At 73.4% G+C, this 15,458-nt stretch carries 14 protein-coding genes and 1 pseudogene; 11 read left to right on the top strand and 4 right to left on the bottom strand.

Annotation, left to right across the window (positions count from 1 at the left end):
* The first annotated feature begins 9 nt into the window (after nucleotides 1–9).
* From pafA to ACSUPT_RS04650, 10 genes and pseudogenes are all read left to right on the top strand, one after another.
* On the top strand, nucleotides 10–1,371 hold the full coding sequence (gene pafA, locus ACSUPT_RS04695) for a Pup--protein ligase (protein ID WP_023589522.1): 1,362 nt from the start codon (nucleotides 10–12) through the stop codon (nucleotides 1,369–1,371).
* Between the two features lie 187 nt (nucleotides 1,372–1,558).
* Complete coding sequence (locus tag ACSUPT_RS04690) at nucleotides 1,559–2,545, top strand: FKBP-type peptidyl-prolyl cis-trans isomerase (RefSeq protein WP_351963087.1); 987 nt, start codon at nucleotides 1,559–1,561, stop codon at nucleotides 2,543–2,545.
* A gap of 42 nt (nucleotides 2,546–2,587) precedes the next feature.
* Nucleotides 2,588–2,959 carry an FKBP-type peptidyl-prolyl cis-trans isomerase gene (locus ACSUPT_RS04685; RefSeq protein WP_351963086.1) on the top strand — a complete coding sequence of 124 codons (372 nt, stop codon included), beginning with the start codon at nucleotides 2,588–2,590 and terminating at the stop codon, nucleotides 2,957–2,959.
* A gap of 162 nt (nucleotides 2,960–3,121) precedes the next feature.
* Nucleotides 3,122–4,108, top strand: a complete 987-nt coding sequence (locus ACSUPT_RS04680) for a helix-turn-helix transcriptional regulator (protein WP_351963085.1) — start codon at nucleotides 3,122–3,124, stop codon at nucleotides 4,106–4,108.
* A 38-nt stretch (nucleotides 4,109–4,146) separates the two neighbouring features.
* On the top strand, nucleotides 4,147–5,106 hold the full coding sequence (locus ACSUPT_RS04675) for a helix-turn-helix transcriptional regulator (protein ID WP_351963084.1): 960 nt from the start codon (nucleotides 4,147–4,149) through the stop codon (nucleotides 5,104–5,106).
* 51 nt (nucleotides 5,107–5,157) lie between these two features.
* Entirely contained in the window at nucleotides 5,158–5,430 is a 273-nt protein-coding gene (locus tag ACSUPT_RS04670; protein ID WP_351963083.1) for a hypothetical protein, read from the top strand.
* 19 nt (nucleotides 5,431–5,449) lie between these two features.
* Nucleotides 5,450–5,641: pseudogene (locus ACSUPT_RS04665) on the top strand (hypothetical protein); the annotation flags it as partial.
* 194 nt (nucleotides 5,642–5,835) lie between these two features.
* Entirely contained in the window at nucleotides 5,836–6,111 is a 276-nt protein-coding gene (gene tatA / locus ACSUPT_RS04660; protein ID WP_351963082.1) for a Sec-independent protein translocase subunit TatA, read from the top strand.
* A gap of 80 nt (nucleotides 6,112–6,191) precedes the next feature.
* Nucleotides 6,192–7,133 carry a twin-arginine translocase subunit TatC gene (gene tatC, locus ACSUPT_RS04655; protein WP_351963081.1) on the top strand — a complete coding sequence of 314 codons (942 nt, stop codon included), beginning with the start codon at nucleotides 6,192–6,194 and terminating at the stop codon, nucleotides 7,131–7,133.
* A 195-nt stretch (nucleotides 7,134–7,328) separates the two neighbouring features.
* The gene (locus tag ACSUPT_RS04650; RefSeq protein WP_361665012.1) at nucleotides 7,329–10,157 is read left to right on the top strand and encodes a DEAD/DEAH box helicase; all 2,829 of its coding nucleotides are present in this window, start codon (nucleotides 7,329–7,331) and stop codon (nucleotides 10,155–10,157) included.
* Nucleotides 10,158–10,348: 191 nt separating this feature from the next.
* Here ACSUPT_RS04650 and ACSUPT_RS04645 read toward each other — a convergent pair whose 3' ends face one another.
* Complete coding sequence (locus tag ACSUPT_RS04645; RefSeq protein ID WP_351963079.1) at nucleotides 10,349–10,801, bottom strand: ABA4-like family protein; 453 nt, start codon at nucleotides 10,799–10,801, stop codon at nucleotides 10,349–10,351.
* Nucleotides 10,798–11,763: a hypothetical protein gene (locus tag ACSUPT_RS04640; protein ID WP_436943514.1), complete on the bottom strand. Its 966-nt coding sequence runs from the start codon at nucleotides 11,761–11,763 to the stop codon at nucleotides 10,798–10,800. Before ACSUPT_RS04640 ends, ACSUPT_RS04645 begins: the two co-directional genes overlap by 4 nt.
* A 123-nt stretch (nucleotides 11,764–11,886) precedes the next feature.
* Here ACSUPT_RS04640 and ACSUPT_RS04635 point away from each other — a divergent pair, with 123 nt between their 5' ends.
* Nucleotides 11,887–12,576, top strand: a complete 690-nt coding sequence (locus tag ACSUPT_RS04635) for a MerR family transcriptional regulator (RefSeq protein WP_436943513.1) — start codon at nucleotides 11,887–11,889, stop codon at nucleotides 12,574–12,576.
* A 112-nt stretch (nucleotides 12,577–12,688) separates the two neighbouring features.
* On the opposite strand, the gene ACSUPT_RS04630 is transcribed toward ACSUPT_RS04635, so the two are convergent.
* The gene (locus ACSUPT_RS04630) at nucleotides 12,689–14,290 is read right to left on the bottom strand and encodes a hypothetical protein (protein WP_403499269.1); all 1,602 of its coding nucleotides are present in this window, start codon (nucleotides 14,288–14,290) and stop codon (nucleotides 12,689–12,691) included.
* Between the two features lie 282 nt (nucleotides 14,291–14,572).
* Entirely contained in the window at nucleotides 14,573–15,412 is an 840-nt protein-coding gene (locus tag ACSUPT_RS04625) for a siderophore-interacting protein (RefSeq protein ID WP_399219106.1), read from the bottom strand.
* Between the last annotated feature and the right edge of the window lie 46 nt (nucleotides 15,413–15,458).

Genomic DNA, 15,458 nt, shown 5'->3' with positions numbered 1-15,458 from the left:
TGTTCTGTCATGGACCGCCGCATTTTCGGGCTGGAGAACGAGTACGGCGTCACGTGCACGTTCAGGGGACAGCGCCGACTGTCTCCTGACGAAGTGGCGCGCTACCTCTTCCGCCGTGTCGTGTCATGGGGCCGCAGCAGCAACGTCTTTCTGCGGAACGGCGCCCGCCTCTACCTCGACGTGGGTTCGCATCCGGAATACGCGACGCCGGAATGCGACAACGTGACCGAACTGGTCACGCACGACAAGGCCGGCGAGCGCATTCTCGAAGGTCTCCTCGTGGACGCCGAACGCCGCCTGCACGAGGAGGGAATCGCGGGCGACGTCTATCTCTTCAAGAACAACACCGACTCGGCGGGAAACTCCTACGGCTGCCACGAGAACTACCTCGTGGCGCGGCACGGGGAGTTCTCGCGGCTCGCGGACATCCTCATCCCGTTCCTCGTCACCCGCCAGCTGCTGTGCGGGGCGGGCAAGGTGCTGCAGACCCCGCGCGGCGCCGTGTACTGCGTCAGCCAGCGCGCGGAGCACATCTGGGAAGGCGTCAGCTCGGCGACGACCCGCTCCCGGCCGATCATCAACACCCGCGACGAGCCGCACGCCGACGCCGAGCGCTACCGGCGGCTGCACGTCATCGTCGGCGACTCGAACATGTCGGAGACGACGATGCTGCTCAAGGTCGGCGCGACCGACCTGGTGCTGCGGATGATCGAGGCCGGCACCGTCATGCGCGACCTCACCCTGGAGAACCCGATCCGGGCCATCCGCGAGGTCAGCCACGACATCACCGGCCGCCGCAAGGTCCGCCTCGCCAGCGGCCGCGAGGCGTCCGCGCTGGAGGTGCAGCGCGAGTACTACGAGAAGGCCGCCGACTTCGTCGACCGGCGCGGCATCCGCACGGGCACGGTGGCGCAGGTCCTGGAGCTGTGGGGCCGCACCCTGGACGCCATCGAGGCCGAGGACCTGGACCGGATCGGCACCGAGATCGACTGGGTCATGAAGTACAAGCTCCTGGAGCGGTACCGGGCCAAGCACAACATGACCATGTCGCACCCGAGGATCGCGCAGATAGACCTCGCGTACCACGACATCCACCGCCGGCGGGGCCTGTACTACCTGCTGGAGAAGAAGGGGCAGGCCGCCCGCGTCTGCAACGACCTGAAGATCTTCGAGGGCAAGTCCGTCCCGCCGCAGACCACCCGGGCCCGGCTGCGGGGCGACTTCATCCGGCGCGCCCAGGAGCAGCGCAGGGACTTCACGGTCGACTGGGTCCATCTGAAGCTGAACGACCAGGCGCAGCGCACGGTGCTGTGCAAGGACCCCTTCCGGTCGGTGGACGACCGGGTGGAGAAGCTCATCGCCGGGATGTGACCGCGTCCCGCCGAACCGGGCCCCGCACCGCTCCGGCGGTGCGGGGCCCGGCGCGTGGGGCGCCGGTTCCCCCTCGGGGGGAACGTTGCGCAGGGGTACGCACGTTCCTCGTGCGGCACCGTCCGCACGCCGTAGAGTGGCGCGCACCCAACACAAGATCGACCCCGACCAGATTACGAGGCTTCCCGTGCGTCGTCGCTCCCTCCTTCTCGCCGTGCCCGCCGGCCTTCTCACCCTGTCGGCCTGCGGCGACGACAAGTCAGACCAGGACAAGGACAAGGTCGCCGAGAGCCCGTCGGCGTCACCGGAGCCGGGTGCGTCCGCGAAGATCGTGGACGGGCCGCTGCCCGCCGTCACGGACGGGCAGAAGTTCGGCGAGAAGCCGACCGTCGCCAAGGGCACCGGGAAGCCCTCCACCGACCTGGCGGTCAAGACGCTCATCGCCGGCTCCGGCACGACGGTCGCCGAGGGCGACTACGTCCGCGCCCACTACCTGGGCCAGATCTGGGACACCGCGAAGGTCTTCGACAACTCCTACGACCGCAAGCAGCCCCTGGTCATCCAGCTCCAGCAGGGCGGCGTCATCGACGGCTGGCGCCTGGGCCTGGTCGGCAAGAAGACCAGGAGCCGCGTCGAGATGGCCGTCCCGCCGGCCCTGGGCTACGGCTCCGAGGGCCGCGGCGACATCAAGGGCACCGACACGATGGTCTTCGTCATCGACCTGGAGGAGACCTTCAACGGCAAGTCCTCCGCCAAGGGCAAGGAGGTGCCGCAGGACGACGCGGCCCTGCCCAAGGTCGGCACCAACACGGACGGCAAGGCCCCGAGCGTCACCGTCCCCAAGGGCGCCGCGCCCAAGAAGCTCGTGGCGAAGTACGTCCTGGAGGGCGACGGCGAAGAGGTCCAGCCGACCGACCGGCTGCTCCTGCAGTACAAGGGCGTCCTGTGGAACGGCGGCAAGGAGTTCGACTCCAGCTACTCCCGCCAGCAGCTGGCCGCCTTCCCGCTCCAGCAGCTGATCAAGGGCTGGCAGGAGGGCCTCGCCGGCAAGAAGGTCGGCAGCCGCGTCATGCTGGTCGTTCCCCCGGACAAGGGCTACGGCGACCAGGCCTCCGGCGAGATCCCGGCCAACTCCACGCTGGTGTTCACGCTCGACATCCTGGCGAAGATGTAAGACTGTGCGGGTTGTGCACAAACGATCAACAGGAGCACTGACGTGAACATCGAGAAGCCCGAGGTCGACTTCCCGGGCGGCGAGCCGCCGGCGGAGCTGGAGATCAAGGACATCTGGGTCGGCGAGGGCCCCGAGGCCAGGGCCGGCGACAAGGTGAAGGTTCACTACGTCGGTGTGTCCTTCTCCTCCGGCGAGGAGTTCGACGCCTCCTGGAACCGCGGCATGCCGCTGGAGTTCCAGCTCGGTGTCGGCCAGGTCATCCCCGGCTGGGACCAGGGCGTCCAGGGCATGAAGGTCGGCGGCCGCCGCCAGCTGATCATCCCGCCGCACCTGGCCTACGGCGACCGCGGCGCCGGCGGCAAGATCGGCCCCAACGAGACGCTGATCTTCGTCTGCGACCTCGTCGCGGTCTGATCGCGCCCCGCGCGTCCCGAGGGCCCGCACCCCAGGTGCGGGCCCTCGCCCCGTCGCCTTGCGGACGTTCGAGGCGAATCCGGCGCCACTTGGTGACGGAGTGCCCGGAGCGGTACGGTCATCGGGCGATACGGACTCCATACGAAGAGGTGCTGGGCGTCGATGGCCATTGCCAAGGCCGAGCGGCTGATGAATCTCGCGCTGTGCCTGCTGGGCACGCGGCGGCCGCTCAGCAAGCGCGAGCTGCGCGGCTCCATCGAGGCGTACGTCGAGGCGTTCGGCCCCGGTGACGGCGGGCCCTCCCCGGCCGACGACTCCTTCAACCGCATGTTCGAGCGCGACAAGGACGACCTGCGCGAGCTCGGACTGGTCATCGAGACCGTCGAGAACCTCGACGGCGAGACCGGCTACCTGGCCCGCCGCGACTCCAACCGGCTCCCGCCCATCCAGTTCGACGCCGAAGAGGCCGCCGCGCTCACCCTCGCCGCCAAGGTGTGGCAGCAGGCCCGCCTCGCCGGCGCCGCCAGCGGAGCCCTGCAGAAGCTGCGCGCCGCCGGCATGCCCGAGGCGGACGACCCGTACGACGACCGGCCCGGCGCCCTCGAACCGCGCATCCCGGTCCACGAGGCCGCCTTCGAACCGCTGATGCTCGCCTGCCGCGACCGCCGCCCCGTCGTCTTCGAGTACCGCAAGTCCAACTCCGCGCACGCCGAGACCCGGCACGTCGAGCCGTGGACCCTGGAGTGCTGGCGCGGCCACTGGTACCTGGCCGGCTGGGACCGCGACCGCGGCGCCCAGCGGGTGTTCCGCCTCTCCCGCATCACCGGCAAGGTCCGCTCCCGCGCCGGCGCCTTCACCGCGCCCGTGCCCGACGTGTCCACCGTCCGCGAGGCCGTGGAGCGCTGGGCCGGCGAGAGCGCCACCCGCACGGCGCTGATCCGGCTGCGCGCCGACTGCGGCTACCCGCTGCGCGCCCGCGCCCTGACCGTACGGGACCGCGGCGACGGCTGGGACGAGCTGGAGATCCCCTACGGCCACGGCCTGGACGCCTGGCTCGTCGAGTTCGGCCCCGACGTCGTCGTACAGGAGCCGGCGGACCTGCGCGCCGACGTGGTCGACCGGCTGCGCGCCGTCGCCAAGGGCAGCTGACCGCGGGCACACGAGGAAACGGACGGACCGAGCGAGCGATGGCCACCAACGCGATCGACCAGACCAGGCGGATGCTCTCCCTGGTGACCTACCTGCGGGAACGCCCCGGCGCCCACGTCGGCGACGTGGCCCGCGCCTTCGGCATCACCGAGGCCGAGCTCATCGCCGACCTCGACGTCCTGCCCATGTGCGGCACCAGCTTCCGCGGCGGCGACCTGCTCGACATCGACACCGACGGCGAGCAGATCTGGTGGCACAACGCCGACGACGTCGCCCAGCCGCTGCGCATCGCGGCCGACGAGGCGACCGCCCTGCTCGTCGCCGCCCGCGCCGTCGCCACCCTGCCCGGCCTGCGCGAGAGCGACCGCGAGGCACTGCTGCGCGCCACCGCCAAGCTGGAGGCCGCCGCAGGGGAGGCGGCCGGCGCCAGCTCCCGGCTGTCGGTCACCTTCGAATCCGAGGGCGGCGTCTTCGCCGAGGTCGACCGCGCCATCTCGGAGCGGCGCCGGCTGTGGCTGCGCTACTACTCCCCGGCGCGCGACGAGCTGACGGAGCGTGAGGTCGACCCGATCCGGCTGTTCGCCGTCGGCCACACCTACATGGAGGCGTGGTGCCGGCTGTCCGAGGCGCGGCGCACCTTCCGCCTCGACCGGGTCGCGGAGATCCGCATCCTGGACGAGCCGTCCGCGCCCCCGGAGATCGAGCTGCGGGACCTGTCCGAGGGCCTCGTCCAGCCGTCCGCCGACGACCCGGAGGTCGTGATCGAGGTCGGGCCCGGTGGCCGCTGGGTCGCCGAGTACTACCCCCACGACAGCGCCGAGGAGCTGCCCGACGGCGGGCTGCGCATCACCCTGCGCACCCCCGACCCGGCCTCGCTGCGGCGCCTCGCGCTGCGCCTCGGGCGCGACGGGCGCATCGTCTCCCCGGACGGCCTCGCCGAGAGCGCCCGCCGCGCGGCGCGCGAGGCGCTCGCCGCGTACGACGACCCGCGGGACTGACACCCGGGCGCCCGACACGCCGAACCACGCACACCGGAAAGGTAGGAAGCCATGGGGGACACGGGGAACACGTCGCTGCTGCCCGGCATCCCGCAGCCGCGCCGCACGGTCCTCTTCAAGGCCGCCTGCCCCGAGTGCCGCGCCCGCTTCGAACTGTCCCCCGGCTCGCTGCGGCTGGCCATCGGCGCCAGCCGCCGCACCACCTTCTACTCCTTCACCTGCCCCGAGTGCGGCTCGGCGGTCCGCAAGCCCGCCGGCGAGCGCATCGTCGAACTGCTCACCGGCGGCGGGGTGCGGACGCTGCGCCTCCACTCCACCGTCTGACACCGTCTAGGCTCTGCCCATGTTCTGGCCCATGCTCGCCGTCGCCCTGGGGTTCCTCGGGATCGCCGTACTCGGCGTCCTCGGCATCCGGGTGTTCATCGAGGCCCAGCGCCTCGGCCGTCAAGTGACGCGCACCACACAGCGCATCAACAGTGCCGCCGAGGAGCTGGAGCGGGCGGCCGTCAACCTCGCCCGCACTGGTGAGGCGCTGCCGGGCCGCGCACCGGCCTCCGAACCGGCCGGCACCCCCCGCACACCCGGCGCCTGACCCGCTCACCGGGGGTACGCCGGGGGATTGCCGGGCGTTCACCGGCGAGGGTTACGATGAATGCCCGCGCGGGCGGCCCGCAGTCGTGCGTCCGCACCGCTCCGGTACAGGTGACCTCGGTCAGAAGGTAGGCAGTCATGGGTCAGGTCGGCATCTGGCAGGCGGCCATCATCGTGGGTCTCATCGTCCTCCTCTTCGGGGCCAAGAAGCTCCCCGAGGTGGCCCGCTCGCTCGGCAAGTCGGCCCGCATCCTCAAGAGCGAGGCCGCCGCGATGAAGAACGAGGGCGCCAAGGACGCGTCGCAGGCGGGCACCGCCGAGCAGACCGCCGCGCCCCGGATCATCCAGGCCGCGCCCGGTGACGCCGCGTCCGCCCGCCCGGTGGAAGAGCCCAAGCGCACCGCCCAGGGCTGACCCGGCGCACGCGCTTCACGGTTCACCACAGGCACGCGGCCGGCCGCCCGGCGGACGGCCCTCGGAGAGAAGGACGTGGGTTGCTCAAGTCTGCCCGCAAGAAGCCCAAGGACCCCGAGGGGCGGATGCCCCTCGTCGAGCATCTGCGTGAGCTCCGCAACCGGCTGGTCAAGTCCCTGCTGGCCTTCATCCCGCTGATGATCGTGGCGCTGTTCTTCTCGAAGGACCTCGCCGAGTTCCTGAGCGCCCCCGTACCCCGCTGCCTGAGCGAGCTCGAGGCGGCCGCGCGCGAGGGCCGCTGCGCCGTGCTGTCGCAGATCGGCATCACGTCCCCGTTCACCACGTACGTCAAGGTCGGCATCATGGCCGGCCTCGTCGCGTCCGCCCCGGTCTGGCTGTACCAGCTGTGGGCGTTCATCGCGCCCGGACTGCACAAGAACGAGAAGAAGTACGCGATCTCCACGGTCGTGATCGGCACGCCGCTGTTCCTCGCGGGCGCCTACCTCGCGTACTGGATCCTGCCGCACGCGGTGCCGCTGCTCCTCAGCTTCAGCGTCGAGGGCTCGGTGAACTACATCACCGTCGACGACATGATCGGCATGACGGTGAAGCTGGTCCTCGCCTTCGGCCTCGCCTTCCAGCTGCCCCTGCTGCTCATCCTGCTCAACCTGGGCGGGGTCGTCAGCGGCAAGAAGATGCTCGGCTGGTGGCGCGGCATGGTGATGTGCATCGCGATCTTCTCGGCGGTCGTCACGCCGACCGACCCGCTCTCCATGATCGCCCTTCAGGTGCCGCTCACCGCGCTCTACTTCAGCGCCGTCGGCTTCGCCCTGCTCAACGACCGCCGCAGGCGCCGCCGCGAGCCCGAGCTGGACGACGACGAGGCCGCCCCGCTGGACCTCACGCCCGAGCCGATCGCCCCCGTCGAACCGGTCGCCGCACCCGCCCTGCCGGAGCAGGCGTCCGCGGCCCCCGACACCGCGCCCGCGCACCGCGTCAACGGCTACGACGACGTCACCTGAACCCACCCGTCCGCTCCGGTGCCCCGGCCCCGGAGCGGCGGACACCGGACGGCCGGCCACGCACAGCGCGTGGCCGGCCGTTCACCGTACGGGGCCCGGCTCTCCACCCGTACAAGCCCGCGGTGGGCCCGCCGGGACGAGGTCGAATAAACGCTGAGCTGACTGTCAGCACCGGCGGGTAGGCTCGATAACAAGATGACAGACGACCTCACACCCGCGGAAGCGTACGCGGCGGCCCGGCGCCGGGCCGCCGAGGAGGCCACCGCGCTCCACGCCTTCCGCGCTCTCTACGACTTCGAGCTGGACCCGTTCCAGATCGAGGCATGCCAGGCCCTGGAGACGGGCAAGGGCGTGCTCGTCGCCGCGCCGACCGGCTCGGGCAAGACCATCGTCGGCGAGTTCGCCGTCCACCTCGCCCTGGAGCAGGGCCGCAAGTGCTTCTACACGACGCCGATCAAGGCCCTGTCGAACCAGAAGTACACCGACCTCGTCAAGCGCTACGGCCCCGGCAAGGTCGGCCTGCTCACCGGCGACAACAGCGTCAACGCCGACGCCCCGGTGATCGTCATGACCACCGAGGTCCTGCGCAACATGCTGTACGCCGGCTCCCAGTCGCTGCGCGGCCTGGGCTATGTGGTCATGGACGAGGTGCACTACCTCTCCGACCGCTTCCGAGGCGCCGTATGGGAAGAGGTGATCATCCACCTTCCCGAGTCCGTGACGCTCGTCTCGCTCTCCGCGACCGTCTCCAACGCGGAGGAGTTCGGCGACTGGCTGGACACGGTCCGCGGCGACACGGAGGTGATCGTCTCCGAGAGCCGCCCCGTCCCGCTGTGGCAGCACGTCCTGGCCGGACGCCGGATCTACGACCTCTTCGAGGAGGAGACCGACCACGGTGGCCGCGGCGTCGCCCGGCGCGAGGTCAACCCCGACCTGGTCCGCCTCGCCCGCATGGAGAACTCGCGCACGTACAACCCGCGCGACCGGCGGCGCGGCAAGATGGTCCGCGAGGCCGACCGGGAGCGGGAGCGCCGCCAGCGCTCGCGGATCTGGACGCCCGGCCGCGCCGAGGTCATCGAGCGGCTCGACGCCGAGGGCCTGCTGCCGGCCATCACGTTCATCTTCAGCCGCGCCGGCTGCGAGTCCGCCGTCCAGCAGTGCCTCTATGCGGGCCTGCGGCTCAACGACGAGGACGCCCGCGCCCGGGTCCGCGAGATCGTCGAGGAGCGCACGGCGTCCATCCCCACCGAGGACCTGCACGTCCTCGGGTACTACGAGTGGCTGGAGGCGCTGGAGCGGGGCATCGCCGCGCACCACGCGGGCATGCTGCCGACGTTCAAGGAGGTCGTGGAGGAGCTGTTCGTCCGCGGCCTCGTCAAGGCGGTCTTCGCCACGGAGACGCTGGCGCTCGGCATCAACATGCCTGCCCGCTCGGTCGTCCTGGAGAAGCTCGTCAAGTGGAACGGCGAGCAGCACGCCGACATCACCCCCGGCGAGTACACGCAGCTGACCGGCCGCGCGGGCCGGCGCGGCATCGACGTCGAGGGCCACGCCGTGGTGCTCTGGCAGCGCGGCATGGACCCGACCCACCTCGCGGGCCTGGCCGGCACGCGGACGTATCCGCTGCGCTCCAGCTTCAAGCCGTCGTACAACATGGCGGTCAATCTGGTCGACCAGTTCGGCCGGCACCGCTCGCGGGAGCTGCTGGAGACCTCTTTCGCCCAGTTCCAGGCGGACCGGTCCGTCGTCGGGATCTCCCGCCAGGTCCAGCGCAACGAGGAGGGGCTGGAGGGCTACCGCCAGGGCATGACGTGCCACCTCGGGGACTTCGAGGAGTACGCGCGGATGCGCCGCGAGCTGAAGGACCGGGAGAACGAGCTGGCCAAGCAGGGTGCCGCCCAGCGGCGCGCCGCCGCGGCCAGCTCCCTGGAGCGGCTCAAGCCCGGTGACGTCATCCACGTGCCGACCGGCAAGTTCGCCGGGCTGGCGCTGGTGCTGGACCCGGGGCTGCCCGCCGGGCGGTCCAACGGGCACCGGGGCCTCGACTACCACGACGGGCCCCGCCCGCTGGTCCTCACCGCGGAGCGGCAGGTCAAGCGGCTGGCGTCGATGGACTTCCCCGTGCCGGTGGAGCCGCTGGAGCGGATGCGCATCCCGCGCTCGTTCAACCCCCGCTCCCCGCAGTCCCGCCGGGACCTCGCGTCGGCGCTGCGCACCAAGGCGGGGCACATCGTGCCAGAGCGGCACCGCAAGCAGCGGTCCGGGGCCGTCGACGACCGCGAGATCGCCAGGCTGCGGGCCGCGCTGCGGGCGCACCCGTGCCACGGCTGCGACGAGCGGGAGGACCACGCCCGCTGGGCGGAGCGGTACTACCGGCTCCAGCGGGACACGCGGCAGCTGGAGCGGCGCATCGAGGGCCGCACCAACACGATCGCCCGCACCTTCGACCGGATCGTGGCGCTCCTGACGGAGCTGGACTATCTGCGCGCCGACGAGGTCACCGAGCACGGCAAGCGGCTGGCCCGGCTCTACGGCGAGCTGGACCTGCTGGCGAGCGAGTGCCTGCGGGAGCGGGTCTGGGAGGGCCTGGACCCGGCGGAGCTCGCCGCGTGCGCGTCCGCGCTGGTCTACGAGGCCCGGCAGGCGGACGACGCGGTCGCGCCGAAGGTGCCGACGGGCCGGTCCAAGGCCGCGCTGGGCGAGATGGTCCGCATCTGGGGCCGCCTCGACGCGCTGGAGGAGGAGTTCCGGGTCAAGCAGGCGGAGGGCGTCGGGCAGCGGGAGCCGGACCTCGGCTTCGCCTGGGCGGCGTACCAGTGGGCGTCCGGCAAGGGCCTGGACGAGGTGCTGCGCGAGGCGGAGATGCCGGCCGGCGACTTCGTCCGCTGGTGCAAGCAGCTCATCGACGTACTGGGCCAGATCGCGGCCGCCGCGCCGCAGGAGGACAGCACGGTCGCCAAGAGCGCCCGCAAGGCGGTCGACGGGCTGCTGCGGGGCGTCGTCGCCTACAGCTCGGTGGGCTGAGGGCTCCGGGGGCCGTCGCGCGCCGCGGGGCCGGGTCCGCCGGGGGCTGAGGCGTGCGCGCGTGGTGCGACGGGGCGAGGCCCGTACGGGCACGGTTCGCGGAAGCCTGCCGGAGCCGTACGGGGCGTGCCTAGCGGCCCCGGGTGTGCGGAAGGGCCCGGCCGGGACGACCGGCCGGGCCCTTCGCCGTCTCACCGGGCGGGCGCGGGAGCGGGTGCGGGGCCGCGGCGGCGGTCGAGGGCGGCCCGCAGGGGGAGGAACAGCAGCAGGGCGACGGGCGAGAGCAGGATCGTCAGCACCAGCAGCGGGCCCGTCACCAGCGGGTGGAGCCCGAGGCGGCGGGACTCCAGGTACATCCACTGGCCGATCAGCAGGTCCCAGGCGATGACCTGCGCCCAGATGGCTCCCGCCCCGTCCGCGAGTGCGGTCAGCGCGCGGAACGCCTCCAGGTCCGGTTCCCGTACCGCCGTCCACAGCTCCGGCGCCACGGAGGCGGCCAGCGCGAGGTAGACCAGCAGGACGGGGACGGCGGTCAGCGGGGACGCGGCGATCCGGGCGGTCACTCCCCAGCCGGGGGCGAGGATCATCAGCAGCCACACGGGGGCGGCGAGGGAGAACGCCAGCTCGAAAAGGATCACGGTCATCGGACGGGCTCCGGTTCGTGGTGTCGGGCCAGGGGGTCGGCCACGGGGGCGCGGGTGCGGAGCGCGGCGACGATCCCGGCGGCGGTGAGGGCGGCGATGGCGGCCGCGGCGGCGAGGGTGGCCGCGTCGGGGTGGACCAGCGGCCGGCCGCGCAGCGCCTGCCAGCCGAGCAGGGCGACGACCGCCGCGTACGCGCCCGAGGCGACCAGCATCAGGCGCAGCCGCGTCGCCGGGTCGGCGAGCCGGGGCCGGCGCCGGGCCAGCACGAGCAGGGCGAGCAGCAGCAGCGGCAGCACCTGCAGGGCGTGCATGCCGACGAAGTGCGGGATGCGCAGATCGCCCCCGGTCGTCGACCAGCCGAGGAGCGGCAGGCCGGGGCCGCCGTCGGGGACGCCGACGCTGTGCGCGCCGACGACATCCGAGACGCCGCGCCGCTGCCCGGGCGCCGGCCGGGTCATGAGGACGCCGAACCCCGCGCCGACCAGGGCGAGGACGGTGCTGAGCCGGATCGTCCAGACGGTCGCGCGGTCGGCCATGCGGGCGCGGAAGAGGAGCACCGCGACCGCGAGGGTGCCGCACCAGATGACCATCGCCATGACGCCCATCGCGGCGAAGACCGCCGAGTCGAGCGGGGTGGCGTAGTTGAAGTGGCTGCGCCGGCCGCGTACGGCCTGGCCGGCGATGAGGGCCATCTCGGCGGCGCAGGCCACCGCGACGACCGTGCCCGCCCAGGAGGCGGCCCGCCGTCCCGCACGGCTCTGCCGGGGGAGGAGTGACAGCATCCAGGCGAGCGAGAGGCAGTACGCGACGAACGACACCGCGAACTTGAACGGCTTCGCCCACATCGGCTCCCCGGCCAGCAGGCGGTCGTCCAGGACGAGACCGAGGACCGAGACGACGGCCATGCCGGCCATCGCGGCGGAGACGGCGACCAGCGGGCGGTGGAGTCGGCTTGACGACATGCGGATACCCCCGGATCAAGTATGGATAGTGGTGCTGACCGCTATCCGATAGCGCCACTATCTAAGATGGGTCGTGCCTTGGCAAGGGCGGGGCACCGGAACTGAGCGAAGAGGTGAGCGTGCGTGCGCGTGGGTGAGTTGAGCCGCAGGACCGGGGTGTCGGTGCCGACGATCAAGTACTACGTACGGGAGGGGCTGCTGCACGCGGGCGAGCTGAGCAGCCCCAACCAGGCCCGGTACGACGAGTCGCACGTCCGCAGACTGCGGCTGGTGCGGGCGCTCATGGACGTCGGCGGCCTGTCCGTGGCCGCCATCCGCGACGTACTGGACGCCGTGGACGACCCCGGGCGCTCGGTGCACGACCTGCTGGGCGCGGCGCACGGGCGCATCGCGCCGCGCGAGGCCGGGCCGGACGACGCGGCGCGGGACGTGGCGGACCGGCAGGCCGTCGAGCTGATCGCCCGCCGGGGATGGCTCGTGGACGCGGGGAACCCGGCGGTACGGTCGCTGGCGGACGCCCTGGCGGCGCTGGTCCGGCTGGGGCACGAGCGGTTCACGGAGGTCTCGCTGGACACGTACGCGGAGGCGGCGGAGCGGGTCGCCGCGGTGGACGTGGCGTATGTGGCGCGGGAGGTCGCGCGGGAGGACCTGGTCGAGAGCACCGTGGTCGGCACGGTCCTGGGCGACGCGGTGCTGACCGCGCTGCGGCGCCTCGCCCAGGTGGACGCGTCGGCCCGGATGTACGAGTCGGGCCGGATGTACGAGTCGGGCGGGACGTACGAGTCGGGCCGGACGTACGAGTCGGGCGAGTAGGGCGGACCGGCCCTGGGCCGGACGGCGAGCCTCTTGGGCGGAGGGAACGCGGCGGCGCGCCCCCGCCGTCCGGAGGGGGCGCGCCGCCGCCGTGCGGTGCGGGGCGCCGCTGTCAGGTGTCCTCGGCGGTGGCGGGCTTGCTCTGCCGGCGCAGCAGCGCGGAGGCCGCCAGCAGAGCCGTGACCATGGCGAGGGCGACCGCCGCCGCGCCCGCCAGCGGCCAGCCGTGGCCCAGGCTGTTGCGGAGCAGGTTTACGCCGCTGCTGCCCGTCATGCCGTGGAGGGCCACGACACCGAGGGCCAGCGCCGCGACCGAACCCCACACCCGTACGCTCTCGCGCACGATCAGCCACTCGCCGACCACCAGGCACAGCACGGCCACCGCGAGGGCCAGACCGTCCGTGTACCCGCCGGTCCACAGCGCGGCCAGGTCGGTCGGGAGGTGGATGGCACCGCAGGCGAACAGCGCGGCGGCCGCGGGCCAGCGCAGGACGGACCTGCGGGCCGGGGCGGCGGCGTCGCCGTCCGACGGCGGGGTGAGGGTCTTCACCTCCAGGGTGGGGGCCGGCGCCGCCGCGACCGCCGCCGTGCGCGGCGGGCGGAGCCGGGGGTCCTCCGGCACCGGCGACGAACCGGTGGACGCCGCCGCGCCCGCGCCGCGGGAGGGCGCCGGGGAGCCCTGCGCCGGGCCCAGGATGCCGACCAGCTCGACCACGTCCTCGATGGGCCGTCCCACCGCCGCGGCGCGCAGTGCCGTGTCGTTCTCGTCGAGCGTGTGACCGGCCTCGTTCAGCATCGCGACCAGCTGCCGGACCTCCTCGAGGGGCCGCGCCACCGCGGCGGCGCGCAGCGCCTCGTCGGCGGGGCTGTCGACCGCCTTGGCCTCCTTGAGCTGGGTGACGAGCGCGACGACCTCGTCCAGCGGGCGGTACGTGGCGGCCGTCCAGATCAGGGTGCGCATGCGCTCGTCGGCGTCCTCGTCCCCGTCGGCCTGCTCCGTGCCCGACGTCTCGCCGAGCACGGCCTCCACGAGCGCCGCGTCCGTCGCCGCGCGGTCCTCCGGACCCGGCGCCGCGTCCTGGTCGGGCGGGGGGCGGTCGTCGCCGGGCGCGGGTTCGTTCGCCACGACGTGGCCGGGCACGGTCGTCACGTCGCCGGACAGGTGGTCGTACGCGGACTCGGACACGTCCGTGCCGGTGTCCTCGGGGCCGGGGCCGTCCTGCCGGACGGTGGCGGCGGGCCGGGTGGCGTACGGGTGCTCCGTCACCGCGGGCGCGGCGGCGGGCGGCGCGGACGCCGGGGGCGACGGCTCGGCGGCGTTCGGCGCGGCGCCTTGCGGTGCCGCCCCGATGTCGGCGCTGCCCAGGCGCGGGGCTCCGGCGCCGTGGCCGACGGGGAGGGCGCGCGGGGCGGGCGCCGCCTCCGCGGGCGGGACGTTCCCGTCGCGGGTGGCGTCGGGCCGGTGCGCGGCGGGCGTGCCGCTCGGGTACGAGGGCGCGGCCGGCCGCAGCGGAGTGAACCCGCCCGTCCTGCGGGTGGCCCCGGCCGTGGGCGGGGGCGGCGCGACGGCGAGGCGGGGCGCCTCCAGGGGCGCGGCCTCGACGGGCACGCCCGCGGTCGGCGCGCCGACTATGGGCATGCCGGCGCCGGGCGGTCGCCGTCCCGGTGCGGGAGCGGCGCCCGCGGCGTGGGTCGTAGGGTCGTCGGTTGTCATGGCGTGGCTCCGTTCGCCGGACTCCGGTGAGGCACACACCGTGTCGGTCGTCCTGCGCCGACTGGGGCGCGCGGTCTGCTCCATGTAAGAGGCGCGCCGGACGATTGCGCCATCCGGGAAGGGCGGACGGGTTACCGCGGCCCAATAGCCGAGCCGTACGGGTGACACGCGCGCGGCGAGCGGGACTCGTCGGCCACGCACCGGACCAGGCCCTCGCCGGGGCCGGGTCCGGAAAACGCGGGACGCCCCGCCCCGGGAAGGGGCGGGGCGTCCGGCACGGCGTTACGCGGACTGCTCCTCGCGCTCCACCTCGGCGTTCCACTCGCGCTTGACCGCGCGCCACGCCTCGTCCGACTTGCCCAGCCGCCAGTAGCCGGAGATGGACAGCCGCTCCAGCGGGACGCCGCGCTCCCGGCGCAGGTGGCGGCGCAGTTCGCGGACCGCGCCCGCCTCGCCGTGGACGAACGCGTGGACGGTGCCCTCCGGGAAGTCCAGGCCGCGCACCGCCTCGACCAGCGCCTCGCCGACCGGACGGCCGCGCCGGGGCAGCCAGCGGACCTCCGCGCCGGCCGGCGCGGCGATCTTCAGCTCGTCGTTCTCGTCGCCCACCTCGATGAGGACGTGCGCGACGGCGCCCTCCGGCAGGCCCTCGACGGCCGCGGCGATCGCCGGCAGGGCGCTCTCGTCGCCCACCAGCAGATGCCAGTCGGCCGCCGGGTCCGGTGCGTACCCGCCGCCCGGGCCCAGGAGGCGGACGGTCTCGCCGACCCGCGCCCGCGCCGCCCAGGGGCCGGCGAGGCCCTCGTCGCCGTGCACCACGAAGTCGATGGTCAGCTCCCGCTGCACGGGGTCCCAGGCGCGCACCGTGTACGTGCGCTGCGCCGGCCACCGGTCGCGCGGGAACTCCGCGCGGATGCGGTCCAGGTCGAACGGCTCCGGGTACGCCACCCCCTCCGGGGCGAACAGGATCTTGACGTAGTGGTCGGTGAAACCGCTCGTGGCGAAGGAGTCCAGTCCGTCGCCGCCGAGCACGATCCGCACCATGTGCGGAGCGATCCGCTCGGTGCGGACCACCCGCGCCTCGTGGGCCTTCGGTGTCCTGCGGGACGGCTCATCCGCCACTGCGTACTCCCGGGGAGATTGGTTGCTTAGGCATGCCTAAGCTAAC

Source organism: Streptomyces sp. SudanB25_2051, assembly GCF_964272635.1.
Lineage (GTDB): Bacteria > Actinomycetota > Actinomycetes > Streptomycetales > Streptomycetaceae > Streptomyces.
Note: the sequence above shows the minus strand (reverse complement) of the source record. Positions and strands in the feature narration are given on the sequence as shown.